The 15,411-nt window shown below is 69.9% G+C and carries 14 protein-coding genes; 10 read left to right on the plus strand and 4 right to left on the minus strand.

The window, feature by feature from the left end; translation table 11 throughout:
• Positions 1–25 precede the first annotated feature (25 nt).
• A complete protein-coding gene (locus FB561_RS08505) occupies positions 26–388 on the plus strand; it encodes a hypothetical protein (RefSeq protein ID WP_238334718.1) in 363 nt (120 codons plus the stop codon).
• Positions 389–494: 106 nt separating this feature from the next.
• On the opposite strand, the gene FB561_RS08510 is transcribed toward FB561_RS08505, so the two are convergent.
• Entirely contained in the window at positions 495–1,304 is an 810-nt protein-coding gene (locus tag FB561_RS08510) for a hypothetical protein (protein ID WP_145804758.1), read from the minus strand.
• Between the two features lie 254 nt (positions 1,305–1,558).
• On the opposite strand from FB561_RS08510, the gene FB561_RS08515 reads away from it, so the two are divergent.
• Positions 1,559–2,101, plus strand: a complete 543-nt coding sequence (locus FB561_RS08515; RefSeq protein ID WP_145804760.1) for a peptidylprolyl isomerase — start codon at positions 1,559–1,561, stop codon at positions 2,099–2,101.
• A 109-nt stretch (positions 2,102–2,210) separates the two neighbouring features.
• A complete protein-coding gene (locus tag FB561_RS08520; RefSeq protein WP_145804761.1) occupies positions 2,211–2,960 on the plus strand; it encodes a rhomboid family intramembrane serine protease in 750 nt (249 codons plus the stop codon).
• 47 nt (positions 2,961–3,007) lie between these two features.
• On the opposite strand, the gene FB561_RS08525 is transcribed toward FB561_RS08520, so the two are convergent.
• Positions 3,008–3,595: a TetR/AcrR family transcriptional regulator gene (locus FB561_RS08525; RefSeq protein ID WP_145804763.1), complete on the minus strand. Its 588-nt coding sequence runs from the start codon at positions 3,593–3,595 to the stop codon at positions 3,008–3,010.
• 104 nt (positions 3,596–3,699) lie between these two features.
• Here FB561_RS08525 and FB561_RS08530 point away from each other — a divergent pair, with 104 nt between their 5' ends.
• Entirely contained in the window at positions 3,700–4,854 is a 1,155-nt protein-coding gene (locus FB561_RS08530) for an FAD-dependent oxidoreductase (protein ID WP_145804765.1), read from the plus strand.
• Positions 4,855–4,879: 25 nt separating this feature from the next.
• Here the strand turns inward: FB561_RS08530 and FB561_RS08535 are convergent, their stop codons facing one another.
• A complete protein-coding gene (locus FB561_RS08535; protein ID WP_145804767.1) occupies positions 4,880–5,881 on the minus strand; it encodes a LacI family DNA-binding transcriptional regulator in 1,002 nt (333 codons plus the stop codon).
• Positions 5,882–6,123: 242 nt separating this feature from the next.
• Between FB561_RS08535 and arfA the strand changes: the two genes are divergently transcribed.
• The 6 genes from arfA to FB561_RS08565 are packed head-to-tail and all read left to right on the plus strand — an operon-like array spanning position 6,124 to position 14,008.
• Positions 6,124–7,632, plus strand: coding sequence for an arabinosylfuranosidase ArfA (arfA, locus tag FB561_RS08540; protein ID WP_145804769.1), 1,509 nt, complete (start codon positions 6,124–6,126; stop codon positions 7,630–7,632).
• Entirely contained in the window at positions 7,629–8,960 is a 1,332-nt protein-coding gene (locus FB561_RS08545) for an ABC transporter substrate-binding protein (RefSeq protein ID WP_145804771.1), read from the plus strand. The genes arfA and FB561_RS08545 overlap by 4 nt, the downstream gene beginning before the upstream one ends.
• Positions 8,961–8,963: 3 nt before the next feature.
• Positions 8,964–9,902 carry a carbohydrate ABC transporter permease gene (locus FB561_RS08550; protein ID WP_145804773.1) on the plus strand — a complete coding sequence of 313 codons (939 nt, stop codon included), beginning with the start codon at positions 8,964–8,966 and terminating at the stop codon, positions 9,900–9,902.
• The gene (locus FB561_RS08555; RefSeq protein ID WP_145804775.1) at positions 9,899–10,726 is read left to right on the plus strand and encodes a carbohydrate ABC transporter permease; all 828 of its coding nucleotides are present in this window, start codon (positions 9,899–9,901) and stop codon (positions 10,724–10,726) included. Before FB561_RS08550 ends, FB561_RS08555 begins: the two co-directional genes overlap by 4 nt.
• Before the next feature lie 28 nt (positions 10,727–10,754).
• Entirely contained in the window at positions 10,755–12,989 is a 2,235-nt protein-coding gene (locus tag FB561_RS08560) for a family 43 glycosylhydrolase (protein WP_238334719.1), read from the plus strand.
• Complete coding sequence (locus tag FB561_RS08565; protein WP_145804777.1) at positions 12,989–14,008, plus strand: glycoside hydrolase family 43 protein; 1,020 nt, start codon at positions 12,989–12,991, stop codon at positions 14,006–14,008. The genes FB561_RS08560 and FB561_RS08565 overlap by 1 nt, the downstream gene beginning before the upstream one ends.
• Here FB561_RS08565 and pdxR read toward each other — a convergent pair.
• Positions 13,997–15,361, minus strand: coding sequence for a MocR-like pyridoxine biosynthesis transcription factor PdxR (gene pdxR / locus FB561_RS08570; RefSeq protein ID WP_238334720.1), 1,365 nt, complete (start codon positions 15,359–15,361; stop codon positions 13,997–13,999). The genes FB561_RS08565 and pdxR overlap by 12 nt on opposite strands.
• Positions 15,362–15,411 lie beyond the last annotated feature (50 nt).

Genomic DNA, 15,411 nt, shown 5'->3' on the forward strand with positions numbered 1-15,411 from the left:
GGCCACCCCTGCCCGGAGACCAACGATGACCAAGTCCCCTGCCGATCCCCCCGCCACCGGCTCCGACCACCCGGACTTGAGTGCCCTGATGAACAAGAGCGCCGAGGAATGGTCGGCGCCCGAGATCCAGGACGCGGCCCGGTCCGCGCTCAAGTTGCACGCCCCCGACCGTGAGCCCCTGACCTGGATCAAGCGCTTCGGCGTCCTGCCCTGGCTGCACCGCAACGACGCCCACTGCCGGCACTGCGGCAGCAGCTACCCCTGCATCACTCACCGGTACGCCACCCAGTTGCTCTCGGCCGGCCGGATCTCCACCACCAGGTCGGCCGACCACGAGGCGGAGCCGGAGCGCTCCGAGGAGAAGGACGGGCGCCCCGAGCAGAGCTGACGACGGGGAACTGCTGATCAGGTGACAGCAATCTCCCGGTCCGGGACAAACGAAGGCCGCGAACCCCGAGGGGATCGCGGCCTTCGCCGTTGCGGTGCGTGGGTGGTCAGCTGTCGGACGGCTTCGCGCTGTTCGAGCCGGTCGACTTGCGCGCCGTGGTGGCCTTCTTCGCGGCGCCGTTGGCGGCGGCCTTGGCCTCCTCCTCCTCCTCCTTGGCGTCGCTCTTCGCCTCGGCGTCGGTCTTGCCGTTCGACGGCGAGGTGTCCGTCTTGGCCTCGGCCGGCTTGCTCGCGGCGGTCGGCGCGGAGGCCGCCGGCTTGTCCGCGGGGCGCGAGCTCGACCCGGCGGGTGCCGAGCTGTAGTCGCGGCCACTGGTCGGGGTCGACTGCCAGGCCGGCTCGGGCGGGGTGAGCAGCTTCTTCACCGCGGCGGCGGCCAGTGCGCCGAACCCGAGGAACAGCACCACGTTGCGCAGCTTGTGGCTCTTCTTCGGCACCTCGAGCTCACCCTTGAGCGCGGCCTTGGTGGCCTTGCCCCGGCGGCCCGCCTCCTCGACCACCGGCTCGGCGGCCGCGGCCAGCGTCGCGAGGGCCGCGGTGACCTTCGGCAGGACGTCGTCGTTGAGCCGCTCCCGCGCCTTCTCGGCGGCGTGCTCGGTGGCCGGGCCGACCTTGCTCAGCGCGTCGTCGATCACCGGGCTGGCCTTCTCCACCGCGGACTGCGCGAGGGTGGCGCCCTTCTCGACGGCCTTCTCGGCGTACGGCGACACCTTCTCCCGTGCGGTGTCCACCGCGGGGCCGATGTGGTCCCGGACCTGGCCGGCGACCGGCCCGACCTTGTGCGATGCCGACTCGGCGAGCGGCCGGACCCGGTCCTTCGCGGTCTCGACCCTGCCCTTGGACTTCAACAAACCCACGGTTCCTCCTCGGTGGTCGCCCGCGGCGCGGGCTTTCCGTCGGCCCATCGGCGGAATGGACGACCTGTACGGCTCTGGACAAATCCGGCTTCGTCTGCATCGTACGTCGTACCCAGCCGATAAACCGGGCGGCGGACCGCGCCGATCGGCTGGGAAGCGCTGTCCATCGGCCCCTCGGCCGGTCGGTGCCGGTCCTCTTGGTGCCCCGTGACAGGATCGAGGACGTCAGTCGTAACCGATGAGGAGTGACTCCCGTGGCCGAAGAACTGTTCGCGACCCTGAAGACGACGAAGGGCGACGTCGTGATCAGGCTGTTCCCCCACCACGCGCCGACGACGGTGAAGAACTTCGTGGGACTGGCGGACGGCACCAAGGAGTGGACCGACCCGGAGACCGGCCAGCCGAGCAACGCGCGGTTCTACGACGGGCTGATCTTCCACCGGGTGATCGACGGGTTCATGATCCAGGGCGGCGACCCGCTCGGGACCGGGACCGGCTCGCCGGGCTACAGCTTCGACGACGAGATCCACCCGGACCTGCAGTTCGACCGCCCGTACCTGCTGGCGATGGCGAACGCGGGCATCCAGTTCGGCCGCGGCACGAACGGCTCGCAGTTCTTCGTCACCGTGGTGCCGACCCCGCACCTGAACCGCCGGCACACGATCTTCGGCGAGGTCGCCGACGACGAGTCGAAGAAGGTCGTCGACGCGATCGCCACCACCAAGACCGACCAGAGCGACCGCCCGCTCGAGCCGGTCGTCATCAACAGCGTCGTGATCGAGACCCGGAACAGTTGATTCCCCTGGCCGGCGGGTGACCACCCGGCCGGCTGTCCGATCGGCCCGGACGCCCGAGCAGCCTGCTCGGGCGACGGGCCGCGCGTGACTCAGCCAGAGAGGACCGGCGTTGACCGAGACCGTCTGCTACCGGCACCCGGATCGGCCCGCGGGAGTGCGCTGCCAGCGGTGTGACAAGCCGATCTGCCCGGCCTGCATGAACAGCGCGGCCGTCGGCTTCCAGTGCCCGGACTGCTTCTCCGCGGGCGTGAAGTCGGTACCGCGGACCCGGACGTCCCTCGGCGGGATCGCCCGCGGCAACACCCAGGTCGTCACGATGGTGATGCTGGCGCTCAACCTGCTGGTCTTCATCGTGGTCCGGGCCGGCGAGCGCAACCTGGTCAACGACTTCGTCCTGGTCCCCGCGCTGGTGGAGACCGAGCCGTGGCGGCTGCTGACCTCCGCGTTCCTGCATGTCCAGCTGTTCCACATCTTCGCCAACCTGTTCATGCTCTACCAGGTCGGCCCGCCGTTGGAGCAGATGCTCGGCCGGCTCCGCTTCACCATCCTGTACCTGCTGTCCGCGCTCGGCGGCGGCGTCGCGGTCTGGATCCTCGGTAGCCCGCTCAGCGCGACCCTCGGCGCCTCGGGCGCGGTCCTCGGCCTGGTCGGCGCCCTGCTCGTGATCAGCCGGGCCCGGGGCATGGACGTGACCTGGATCCTGGTCTACATCGCGATCACGGCGGTCATCTCCTTCACCTTCCCGAACATCTCCTGGGAGGGTCACCTGGGCGGTTTCGTCACCGGTGCCGCCGTGGCCTGGCTCTTCCTGCAGGACACGAAACGCCGGCGCAATCGCGCGCACACCTCACAGCAGTAGCGCCTGGACCGGCCGTCCCCGCCCGCGGGAGCGGCCGGTTCCGCGTTTCAGGCGGTCGGGTCAGGCGCGATGAGGTAGCGCTGGACCACTGGTGCGATCCACGCGACGACCGTCGCCCTGGGCAGGTCGGCGACCGGGCCGATCGGCAGGACGTATCGGCAGAGCGCGAGGCCGAGCGTCTGGGTGGCGAGCAGCCCCGCGCGGACAGCGGCGGCCGGATCGCCCGCGTCGCCTGGGTGCAGGTGAGCGATGAGCGGGCCGAGCTGGCCAGCGAAGATCTGCCGCATCCGCTCGGCGGCGGCCTCGTTGGTGACGCTCGCCCGGAGCAGCGCCATCAGTGTGTCGTCGCCCTCCCAGCGGTCCAGGAAGTGCTCGACCAGCCGCGCCCCCAGCTCGTCGCGCGGCAGTTCGGTGAGATCGGGCAGCCGCAGGTCGAACTCGGCCGCCGCGGCGAACAGCTTCTCCTTCGAGCCGAAGTAGCGCATCACCATCGCGGGGTCGATCGCCGCGTCGGCCGCGATCGACCGGATCGTCGCGCGCTCGTACCCGTCGGCGGCGAACCGCTCGCGGGCCGCGGTCAGGATCACCGCCCGGGTCTGGTCCGCGGTCCGCCGTCGCCCGGTCTGTTCGGTCATGTCCCCAGCCTAGGTCAACGCTTGTTGACCTCCAAGGAGTGGCGACGTACAGTCAAGTCAACAAGCGTTGGCCAACAGTTGTTGACCTGACAGGAGTGAGACCGATGACGACACTTCCGGAGCGGACCGACGTACTGGTCGTGGGCGCGGGCCCGGTTGGGCTGGCGGTCGCCGCGACCCTTGCCGGGCACGGCCACGACGTGACCGTGGTGGACCGGCAAGCGGCGGGCGCGAACACCTCACGCGCCGCCGTCGTGCATGCGCGGACGCTGGAGATGCTGGAGCGGATCGGGGTCGCCGAGCGGCTGGCCGGACTCGGGATCCAGGCCAAGCGGTTCACCATCCGCGACCGCGACCGGGATCTGGTCCCGGTGTGGTTCGACCGGCTGCCGACCAAGTATCCGTACACGCTGATGATCCCGCAGAACGTCACCGAGGACGTGCTGCTCGACCGGCTCACGGAGCTCGGTGGCCAGGTCCACCGCCCGTACACCGCGACCGGGGTGACCCAGGACGCGGAGGGTGCGGTGGTCAGCTTCGACACCGGCGACGAGGTCCGGGCCAGGTACGTCGTGGCCGCGGACGGCATGAACAGCACGATCCGCGACCTCGCCGGCCTCGGGACCGCTGCGGGGACCACGCTCGAGTTGTCGTTCAGCCTGGCCGACGTCCGGGTCGAGAGCGGGCTGCCGGCGGACCAGGTGCTGCTGTTCTTCTCGACGGCCGGGATCCTGGTGTCGGCACCGTTGCCGGACGGTTCGTTCCGCCTGGTCGCCGAGGTCGGCGACGCTCCTGAACAGCCCGACCTCGCGTACACCCAGCAGTTGCTCAACGCCCGCGGGCCGCAGCGTACGACGGTCCGGGTCACCGAGGTGATCTGGGGATCGCGGTTCCGCATCCACGAGCGCGTCGCCGATCGGTACCGCGACCGCCGCGTCCTGCTCGCCGGTGACTCGGCTCATACCCACAGCCCGGCCGGTGGTCAGGGGATGAACCTCGGTCTGCGCGACGCCGTGACTCTCGGCGATGCGTTGTCCACAGCCCTCAAGAACGGCGACGAGGCCGACCTGGACGCCTACGCGGCCGCCAGCCGGGCCGAGGCGCTCGAGGTGGTCTCCCTGGCCGGCCGCCTGACCCGTTTGGCCACCGCCCCCGCCGCCCTCCGGCCGCTCCGCAACGCCGTCCTCCGCATCCTCGCCAACGTGCCGGCGTTCCGTCGGGCCCTCGCCGGCAGACTGGCCGGCCTCGCCCAGAACTGAGGAGCGGACCGACGGCGGCAGGGTTTCAGCCGCAGGTCGACTCGCGGATCTGCAGGGTGTACGGGACGGTCAGGTCGCAGCGGGCGGCTTCGCCCGTACCGGCGATGCGGTCGAGCAGAAGAGCGACCGCGTTGTCCGCGAGCCACTCCTTGTCGGGCGAGATCGTGGTCAGCGAGGGCGAGTGGTACCGGCCGTCCTCGATGTCGTCGAACCCGACCACGGCCACGTCGTCCGGGACCTTCAACCCCGCCTCGGCCAGGGTCCGAAGGGCGCCGAGTGCGAGCAGGTCGTTGAAGCAGAACACCGCGTCCGGCGGATCGGGCAGGGTCAGCAGCTCGCGCATCGAGGCGGCGCCGTCGTCCCGGTGGTACCCGGTGCCGGCCAGCTCCAGGCTCGGATCGTGCGGCAGTCCGGCCGCCTTGAGAGCCCGGCGGTACCCCTTGCGCCGGACCGATCCGGTCCCGGCGCCACCGCCGACACCGATGGCCGCGATCCGCTGACGACCGAGCGAGATCAGGTGCGTGGTCGCGTCGAACGAGGCCTGTACCGAGTCGACCGCGACGTGGTCGAGCCCGCCACCCGCGTGCCGTTCACCCAACAGGACCAGGGGTTTCGCGGTTTCGGCCAGGTCGATCCGGGTCGGCGCCGTGGTGATCGGCGAGAAGATGATGCCGTCGATCAGCTGGCCGCGCATCCCGTCCAGGACCAGCTTCTCGGCCTCCGCCTCGCCCTCGGTCTGGTCGATCAGGACAGTGATACCCCGGCGCTTGGCCGCACGTGAGATGGCCGCGCCCAGCTCCGCGAAGTACGGCGACGCCATCTCCGGGATCGCCAGCGCGATGAAGTCCGAACGGCCCTTGCGCAGGGAGCGGGCGCTGACGTTCGGCCGGTAGCCGAGGGCCGCGATCGCCGCCTCGACCTTGGCCCGGGTCTGCTCGGTGATGTGCGGGTAGTCGTTGATGACGTTGGAGACCGTCTTCACCGAGACCCCGGCGCGCGCCGCGACATCGCTCAGCCTGATCGCCATCCGCTCTCCTCCCCTCCCGAGTTCCGCCAGCCGAGTCTGCCACGCCGTACCGCGGGACGGCGCGGGACCGGCGCGGTCCGCCGGTGATCACGCTCCAGAGTGGCCCGAGCACTCCGCGACGACCGCAGTCGATCACGATTCGGGTCTTAACCACCAGAGCCGGTGGTCACCTCTTTACAGCCGAGGTCAATCGTTGTAGAAATCCACGTCAAACGTTGTAAACGGAACCTGGAGGACCACTGGTGGCACGTCTCGCGGTCGATCCCGCGTTCGGTGTCGGCGCCTTGGACCGGCGGCTGTTCGGCTCGTTCGTCGAGCACATGGGCCGCTGCGTCTACACCGGCATCTACGAGCCCGACCACCCGACCGCCGACGCGGACGGGTTCCGCCAGGACGTGCTCGAGCTGGTCCGCGAGCTCGGCGTCAGCACGGTCCGGTACCCGGGCGGCAACTTCGTCTCGAACTACGACTGGGAGGACGGCGTCGGCCCGAAGCAGGACCGGCCGCGCAAGCTCGACCTGGCCTGGCGCGCGATCGAGCCGAACCAGTTCGGCACCGACGAGTTCGTGGCCTGGTCCCGGAAGGCGGAGGTGGCCCCGATCTGGGCGGTCAACCTCGGTACCCGCGGGATCAAGGAGGCCGTCGAGCTGCTCTCGTACTGCAACCTGCCGGCCGGCACCGAGCTGCCCGACCGCCGGATCGCGAACGGCACCAAGGAACCGCACGACATCCGGGTCTGGTGCCTCGGCAACGAGATGGACGGGCCCTGGCAGATCGGCCACAAGACCGCCGACGAGTACGCCCGGCTGGCCGAGGAGACCGCGAACGCGATGCGCCGGGTGGACCCGACGCTCGAGCTGGTGGCGTGCGGGTCCAGCAACGCGCAGATGCCGACCTTCGGCGACTGGGAGCGCACCGTCCTGGAGCGCACCTACGACCTGGTCGACCACCTCAGCCTGCACGCGTACTACGAGCCGAAGAACGGCGACCAGGCGAGCTTCCTCGCGTCGGCCGAGGAGATGGACCGCTTCATCACCTCGATCGTCGCGACCGCCGACCACGTCAAGGCGCTCAAGCGCAGCGACAAGGAGATCACCCTGTCGTTCGACGAGTGGAACGTCTGGTACCAGCAGCGTTTCCCCGGCGAGCTCGGACTCGACGTCCGCGAGGTGAGCCCGTTGATCGAGGACACCTACTCGGTCGACGACGCGGTGGTGGTCGGCAGCCTGCTGATCACCCTGCTCCGGCACGCCGACCGGGTGAAGATCGCTTGCCTTGCGCAACTGGTCAACGTGATCGGCCCGATCCGGACCGAACCCGGTGGCCGGGCCTGGCGGCAGACGATCTTCCACCCGTTCGCGCTGACCGCCCGGTACGCCGGTCCGACCGTGCTGCGGACCGAGATCGACGGACCCATGATCGAGACCGCGGCGTACGGGCGGGTCCCGGCGCTGTGGAGCACGGCGACCTACGACGAGAGCACCGGTGAGGTGGCGCTCTTCGTGGTCAACCGCAGCGAGACCGACCAGGTCGACCTGGAGGTACCGCTGCACGCCCTCGGTGACCTCGACGTGATCGAGCACCTCGGGCTGTACGACGACGACCGGGCCGCGGTGAACACCGCCGACGAGCCCGACCGGGTCGTGCCCCGGCCGGTCGACGGGACCGGCATCGACAACGGCATCTGCCGCGCCACGCTGGCTCCGGCCTCGTGGCACCTGATCAGGCTCTCCCCTGGAGGTACACGGTGAACACCATCAACCGGCGACTCGTGCTCGGTGGCATCGGCGCGCTCGGCGCCACCGGCGTCCTGGCCGGCTGTGGCGCCGGCTCGGCCGGCAAGCCCGGCGGCGCGGCGTCCGCCACCGGCGACGGCGGCGCGAAGGGCTACGAGGGCCCGAACGTCGAACTCGACTTCTGGAACGGGTTCACCGGCGGCGACGGCCCGTTCATGCGCAAGCTGGTGGACCAGTTCAACAGCGAGCACCCGAACATCAAGGTCAAGATGACCGTGATGCAGTGGTCCGACTATTACACCAAGCTGCCCACCGCGGTGAGCAGCGGCCGGGGCCCGGCGGTCGCGATCATGCACGTCGACTCGCTCGCCACCAACGCCGCCCGGAACGTGATCGAGCCGCTCGACGACGTCGCCAAGGCGCTGGAGCTCAAGCAGGAGGACTTCGCCGAGGTCGTCTGGAAGGCCGGCGAGTACAACGGCAAGCGGTACGGCATCCCGCTCGACGTGCACCCGCTCGGGTTCTTCTACAACAAGACGCTGATGGAAAAGGCCGGCCTGGACCCGGCCAAGCCGCCGGCGACCGCGGACGAGTACGCCGCCGCCCTGGAAGCGCTGAAGGGCAAGGGCATGCAGGGACACTGGGCGTCGCCGTTCCAGTTCACCGGTGTGCTCAGCGTGCAGGCACTGATCTGGCAGTTCGGCGGTGACCTGTTCAGCCCCGACTCGGCCAAGACGGTCTGGCAGGAGGAGCCGGGCGTGAAGGCGCTGTCGTGGTTCGTCGACCTGGTGAAGAACGGCCACAGCCCGAAGAACGTCGCCCAGGACGCGGACGCGATCGCCTTGCAGAACGGCAAGACCGCGTTCAACTGGAACGGCATCTGGAACATCAACACGCTGAAGGAGAAGACCAGCCTGCAGTGGGGGGTCGCCCCGATCCCGAACATCGGCGGGACCAACGCGGCGTGGGCCGGTTCGCACCAGTTCTGCCTGCCGAAGCTGAAGACGCCGGACGAGAACAAGTCCACCGCGGCCCGGGTGTTCGTCAACTACGTCAGCCAGAAGTCGCTGGAGTGGGCCAAGGGCGGCCAGGTGCCGGCCCGCAAGCAGGTCCGCGAGTCGGCCGAGTTCAAGGCGCTGCCGGAGCAGGCGTCGCTGGCCACCCAGATCGACGACCTGCACTTCCCGCCGCCGGTCCCCGGCATCGGCGACGCGCTGGCCGAGCTGAACAAGGCGGTCAACGAGGCCGTGCTGCTCAAGGCCGAGCCGGGCAAGGCGCTCGCCGACGCGGCCGCCCGGGCGGACAAGATCCTCGAGGCCAACCGCAAGAAGTACGGAGCCTGACCGGTGGCGGTTGACGCCGTCGCCGCACCCCGCACCCGCGTACGCCGGAGCAGTGGCGCCGTCCGCGGGTACGGGCGGGCCACGCCGTACCTGTTCCTGGCGCCGTACCTGGTGCTGTTCCTGTTGTTCGTGGTCGGGCCGGCGATCTTCGGCTTCTGGATGAGCCTGCACGACTGGGACTTCCAGCTGCCGGGCAAACCGTGGGTCGGGCTGCAGAACTACAAGGACCTGTTCGACCCGTTGTCGACGACGGCGGAACCGTTCTGGCACGGGATGCGGGCGACCGCGATCTTCACGGTCGCCTCGGTCCCGTTCCTGGTCACCCTGCCGCTCGGTCTCGCGGTGCTGCTGAACCGGCGGTTCCCGGGCCGGACGTTCTTCCGGGCCGTGTACTTCGCGCCGTACGTGCTCGGGGTCGCGGTGGTCGGGCTGATGTTCCGCTACATCCTCGACACCAGCTTCGGCATCCTGAACGCCTTCCTCGGGCTGTTCGGGGTGCCGGAGATCGGCTGGACCAACGACCAGCCGTGGGCGTTCGTCGCGCTGGTCGGGATGACGGTGTGGTGGACGATCGGGTTCAACGCGGTGATCTACCTGGCCGGGTTGCAGGACATCCCGGCCGAGCAGTACGAGGCGGCCGCGCTGGACGGCGCGAACACCTGGCAGCAGTTCCGGCACGTCACGTTGCCGGGGTTGCGGCCGGTGGTCGCCTTCGTCGTCACGATCACGGTGCTTGCCTCGGCCAACATGTTCGGCCAGTCGGTCCTGGTCACCCAGGGCGGACCGGGTGACACCACCCGAACCGCGTTGATGGTGATCGCCGACACCGGCCTGTCGCAGTTCCGGATGGGCCAGGCGACGGCGATGAGCTACCTGCTCGCGGCCTGTCTGGCGATCGTTTCGTTGATCAACTTCGCCTTGTTGAGGGAGCGCAAGTCATGAGGCGGCGGCAGTCCCCGGTGTTCTGGGTCCTGGTGGTCGTGCTGACGGTGGTGTTCGTCGCGCCGCTGCTGTGGATGATGATCACCTCGTTCAAGACGATCGGCGAGTCCCAGCAGGTGCCGCCGACGCTCGTCCCGCAGGAGCCGACCGGCCGCGCGTACGGCGAGGTGCTGACCGTCGGCGGCCAGAACCCGGTCCTGCGCTGGTTCCTGAACTCGCTGGTCGCGGCCTCGTTGCACGCCGGTCTGGTGGTCCTGGTCGCGTCGATGGCCGGGTACGCGCTGGCCCGGATGGAGTTCCGGTTCAAGAAGCCGATCTTCGTCGTCATCCTGGCGACGTTGTTCGTGCCCGGGTTCGTCTTCCTGATGCCGAACTACCTGCTGATGGACAAGCTGGCCTGGCTCGACACGCTCTGGGCGCTCGTCGTCCCGGGCGCGGCCGGCGCGTTCGGGGTGTTCTTCATGCGGCAGTTCTTCCTCGCCCTGCCCCGGGAGCTCGAGGAGGTCGCGATGATCGACGGGGCGAACGCGTGGACCGTGTTCACCCGGATCATCCTGCCGAACGCGAAACCCGCGATCGCCACCCTCACGGTGCTGTCGTTCCTGGCCAACTGGAACGACTTCATCTGGCCGCTCTACGTGCTGTTCTCGCCCGAGCGGCTGACCCTGCAACCCGGTCTGAAGCTGCTCCAGGGCGCCTACACGACCGACTACCCGGTGATCATGACCGGCGCCACCATCGCGTCGGTCCCGGTCCTCATCCTCTACATCTTCGTCCAGCGTTACGTGATCGAAGGTGTCGCGCGCAGCGGCATCAAAGGCTGACCCCACCCTCTGGAAGGAGACCCCGCCCGTGCCTCCTGGAAGATTCCTCGCCGTGGCCTGTGCCGTGGCCGCGATGGCCGCCGGTACCACGGCCGCCACCACCTCGACCGCAGCTCCAGATCCGCAGGTGAAGACGACGAACGCGATCTCGTCGAGCTTCGCCGACACGTTCGCCGATCCGGCCGTGATCCAGGGCCGCGACGGCTACTGGTACGCCTACGCCACCTCCGACCCGCTGGTCTCCGGCGGACCGTTCGGGCTGATGCACATGGCCCGGACCAAGGACTTCGGGTCCTGGGAGTACCTCGGGACCGTGTTCTCCGACAGCACGAAACCGAAGTGGGCCGCGCCCGGATCGTTCTTCTGGGCGCCGGACATCCGGTACTTCGGCGGCCGGTACGTCATGTACTTCACCGTCACCGACACGGCCGCCAACCCTGGTGGCGATCCCGCGATCGGCGTGGCCACGGCGCCGACGCCGGCCGGACCGTGGACGGCGACCGACGGCCCGGTCGTGACCCCGAAGCCGGACGGCAACGGCGGCTACTTCGGCACCATCGACCCGGCCCTGCTCACCGCCGCCGACGGCAAGCGCTACCTGTATTACGGCGGCTTCTACGGTGGCCTGCACGTCACCGAGGTCACCCCTGACGGCCTGCAGGCGGTCGGTGCGCCGACCCAGGTCACCGTCGGCGACCGGTACGAGGGCTCGTACGTGGTCTACCGCGACGGTTGGTACTACCTGATGGGCTCGTCCAGCAACTGCTGCGCCGGCCCGACCACCGGGTACTCCGTGTTCGCGGGCCGGTCCAAGTCGCCGAAGGGTCCGTTCGTCGACGCGAACGGCGTCCGGATGGACGAGTCCCGGGTCGGCGGCACCACCGTGATCACGCAGAACGGCAACAAGTGGATCGGTCCGGGCCACCACGCGTTCATGACCGACGCGGCCGGCCAGGACCACATCGTCTACCACGCCATCGACCGCAAGACACCGTGGCTGACCAACCCGTTCGGGATCAACCGGCGGCCGATGCTGATCGACCGGATCGACTGGATCGACGGCTGGCCGCGGACCCGCGCGGGTCTCGGTCCGTCGGACACCGCGCAGCCGGCGCCGGTGACGGGTTCGGGTGCGGGCATCGACTCGACCGACCCGGACGGCGGCCTGCTCGGCGCGACTCGGCAAGCTGGTGACTCGCTGGGCGGTGCCACCGCATCGATCCGTGGTGCCGCGTCGACCCGCAAGGACGCGCCTTCCGGTTCGGTCCGCGTCGACGCCGACGTGCGGCTCGGGAACAGCTTCACCACCGTGGTCGGTGGGTCCGTGGTCGTGTCGGTGACGGGGAACAAGGTCACCGTGGTGGCCGGTGGCAAGACGGCGTCCGCTGTCCTGCCCGCCGATTTCGACCGGTCGCAGTGGAACAGGCTGAGCGTCCAGGTCGCCGACGGCGTGGTCACGGCCCGGGTGAACGACTCGGGCGGCCTCGGTGACCTGTACGCGGAGGCTCGGCTCGCGGTCCCGGGGCTGAAGCTCAAGGCGGCCCCGGTCCGCTGGATCGGTACCGCGGAACTCGACAACCTCACCGTGCGCGCGGTCGCCAAGCCGGTCCGCGAGCTGGCACCGGGACCGAAGACCGGCAAGCTGCTCGCGGCCGACGAGTTCGACGGTGGCCTCGGGCCCGCGTGGTCCTGGCTGCGGCCGGACGCCAAGGCGGTAGTTGCTGACGGCAAGTTGTCGTGGCCGCTGCAGAACGCGGACATGGTCGGCGCGGGCAACAACGCCGGGCTGCTTTTCCACCAGGCCCCGGCCGGGGACCGGTGGATCGCGGAGACCAAGGTCCACCTGGACCTGGGTGAGGGCGACATCCGCAACTACCAGCAGGCCGGGATGATCGCGTACCGCAACGACAACGACTTCGCCCGGCTCGGCAACGTGGCGATCTGGCGGACCCGGCAGACCGAGTTCGGCCGGGAGCTCGTCGCCCGGGAGTCCGACGGCGCGACCAGCTACGGCGGCGCCGCGATCGGGCGGTCGGCCACGGACCTGTGGATGCGGCTCGCGTACCACCGCAACGCGGCCGGCGAGAACGTGTTCCGGGCCGGTACCAGCGTCGACGGGAAGTCGTGGACCTGGGGCGCGTCATGGGTGCTGCCGGCCGGCGAGACCCCGAAGCTGGGGCTCTACGCTCACGGTGAGTTCACCGGTGCGAACCCGGCACCGGTCGCCACGTTCGACTACCTGCGGTTCTACGAGAGCAAGTGATGCTGCGCCGATCGGGGTTGTCGCTGCTGTTGCTGCTGGGCCTGACCGGTCTGGCCGGCTGCGGTGGTGACAGCCCCGGCGGTGCCGCGGCCGACGGCACTCCGGAAGGGATGAGGATGGGTTTCACCAACCCGGTCTACGACAACAACTTCGCCGATCCCCACGTGATCGCGGTGGACGGCGGCTACTACGCCTTCGCCACCAACGGTTCGCTGGGCAAGATCCAGACGCTGAAGTCCACGGACCTGGTGTCCTGGGACCAGGTGGGTGACGCGCTGCCGTCGCTGCCGGACTGGTCCACGCCGGGCAAGGTGTGGGCGCCCGAGGTCGCGGTGCACGGCGCCGGCCGGTACGTCATGTACTACACGACCGCGGACGACGCGTCCGGCCGTCAGTGCGTCGGCGTCGCGGTGGCCGAGAAGCCCGAAGGTCCCTATGTCGACAAATCCACGAAGCCCCTCGTCTGCCAGCCGGACGAGGGTGGTTCGATCGACGCGAGCCCGTTCCAGGACTCGACCGGGAAGCGCTGGCTGTACTGGAAGAACGACGGCAACGCGATCGGTGTCGACACCTGGATCTACGTCTCCCAGCTCTCCGACGACGGTCTCACCCTGGTCGGCGAGACCACCCGGCTGATCAAGCAGGACCTGCCCTGGGAGGGCAACCTGGTCGAGGCGCCGTACCTGGTCGAGCGCGAGGGCAAGTTCCACCTGTTCTACTCCGCGAACGCGTTCGACAAGGCCGACTACGCCGTCGGTCACGCGCTCTGCGAGTCCCCCACCGGTCCGTGCAACAAGTCCGGCGACCCGATCCTCACCACGAGCGAGGACGCCGCCGGCCCGGGGCACAACATGGTGCTGGTGAAGGACAACCGGTACTGGTTCGTCTACCACGCGTGGGACCCGGCGAGCGTCGGCAGCGATCCGCCCGGGCGGACGATGTGGCTCTCCGAACTCACCTGGGACGGCGACAAGCCCGTCGTCCAACCGCCGCTCCGGGAGAACCCGTCACGCCCGTAGCACCTCGGTGAGGATCCCCAGGGCCCTGGTGAAGTCCTCGTCGGTCGGCGTTGCGTAGCCGATCACGAGACCAGGGCGACCGGGGATCGTCCGGCGGTACTCCGACAACGGGGCGACGACCAGCCCGGCTCGGTGAGCCCGGTCGGCCACGGCCTGGTCGTCGATCCCGTCGGGCAGCAGCAACGTGATGTGCAGCCCCGCGTCCTGGCCGATGATGCTGCCGTACGCCGCGAGCGTGGTGCAGGTGTGATTGCGGCGCTCCGCGTAGAGACGACGATGCCGGCGAACCACCTGGTCCAAGTACCCGTCACGGAGCATCGCGAGCAGCGCCGCCTGCATCGGCCAGCCGGGCCAGTCGCCGGTGGCCGCGCGAGCCACGGCGAGGCGGTCGACCGTCTCGGCGGAGGCCACGAGCCAACCGAGCCGGAGCGCCGGGCTGAGCATCTTCGACAGCGTGCCGAGGTGGACGACCCGGTCCAGGTCGAGCTGGGCGAGCGCGGGCAACGGCGCCACGTCGTACCGGAACTCGCTGTCGTAGTCGTCCTCGATCAGCGTTGCCCCGGTCCGCCTTGCCCAGCGCACGAGTTCGTTGAGTCGGGCAACAGGTAGCCGGCCGCCGAGCGGGTACTGGTGGGACGGCGTGACGTACACGGCGGCCACGTCGTCCGGCAGGGCCGAGACCCGGAGCCCGTCCGCGTCGACGGGGACGTCCACGATCTCGAGCCCGTGGTCCCGGGCCGCGACGACCGCGTTGAGATACCCGGGATCCTCGATCGCGATCCGCTGACCGCGTTGCTGGGTCACGGTGAGCAGCAGCCGGAGTCCGTGCGTGGTGCCGTTGGTGATCAGCAGGTTCTCCGGTCCGCAGGCGATCCCGCGAACCCGGCCGACGTGCTCGGCCAGGGCCGCCCGCAACGCCGGCGACCCCGCGGCCTCGTCGTACCCACGGGGCGGCGGTTGCGCGGACACCTCGCGCCAGGCGCGCCGCCAACCGGCGTCCACGCGCGGCTCGATGTACGGGATGCCCGGGCGCAGGCTGAGCAACCGCGGTCCCTCTGACTCGATCGGCCGAGGACGCTGCCGGGTCGCCGGCTGCAGCGGTACGACGTCCGCGACGTACGTGCCCGAGCCGGTCCGTCCCGCGATCCACCCCTCCGCGTGCAGCTGGTCGTACGCCGCCTGCGCGACGGACCGGGAGACGGCGAGCTGCTTCGCGAGATCCCGGGTCGACGGCAGTCGGTGACCCGCCTGGAGCCGCCCGTCCCGGACGGCCGCGCGGAACTGCTCGGCGACCTGCAGGTGCAACGACGTGCTCGCGGACCGGTCGACCGTCAACGGCAACGAGATGTCCAAGTGGACTACCTGATTCGCTCGGCAATGGACCGTGCCAGCATGCCACTGCG

The organism is Kribbella amoyensis, from assembly GCF_007828865.1.
Lineage (GTDB): Bacteria > Actinomycetota > Actinomycetes > Propionibacteriales > Kribbellaceae > Kribbella > Kribbella amoyensis.

Coding starts and splice junctions, on each gene's coding strand:
- FB561_RS08505 (WP_238334718.1), top strand. CDS start 26: ATGACCAAGTCCCCTGCCGATCCCCCCGCCACCGGCTCCGACCACCCG.
- FB561_RS08565 (WP_145804777.1), top strand. CDS start 12,989: ATGCTGCGCCGATCGGGGTTGTCGCTGCTGTTGCTGCTGGGCCTGACC.
- FB561_RS08530 (WP_145804765.1), top strand. CDS start 3,700: ATGACGACACTTCCGGAGCGGACCGACGTACTGGTCGTGGGCGCGGGC.
- FB561_RS08525 (WP_145804763.1), bottom strand. CDS start 3,595: ATGACCGAACAGACCGGGCGACGGCGGACCGCGGACCAGACCCGGGCG.
- FB561_RS08555 (WP_145804775.1), top strand. CDS start 9,899: ATGAGGCGGCGGCAGTCCCCGGTGTTCTGGGTCCTGGTGGTCGTGCTG.
- FB561_RS08535 (WP_145804767.1), bottom strand. CDS start 5,881: ATGGCGATCAGGCTGAGCGATGTCGCGGCGCGCGCCGGGGTCTCGGTG.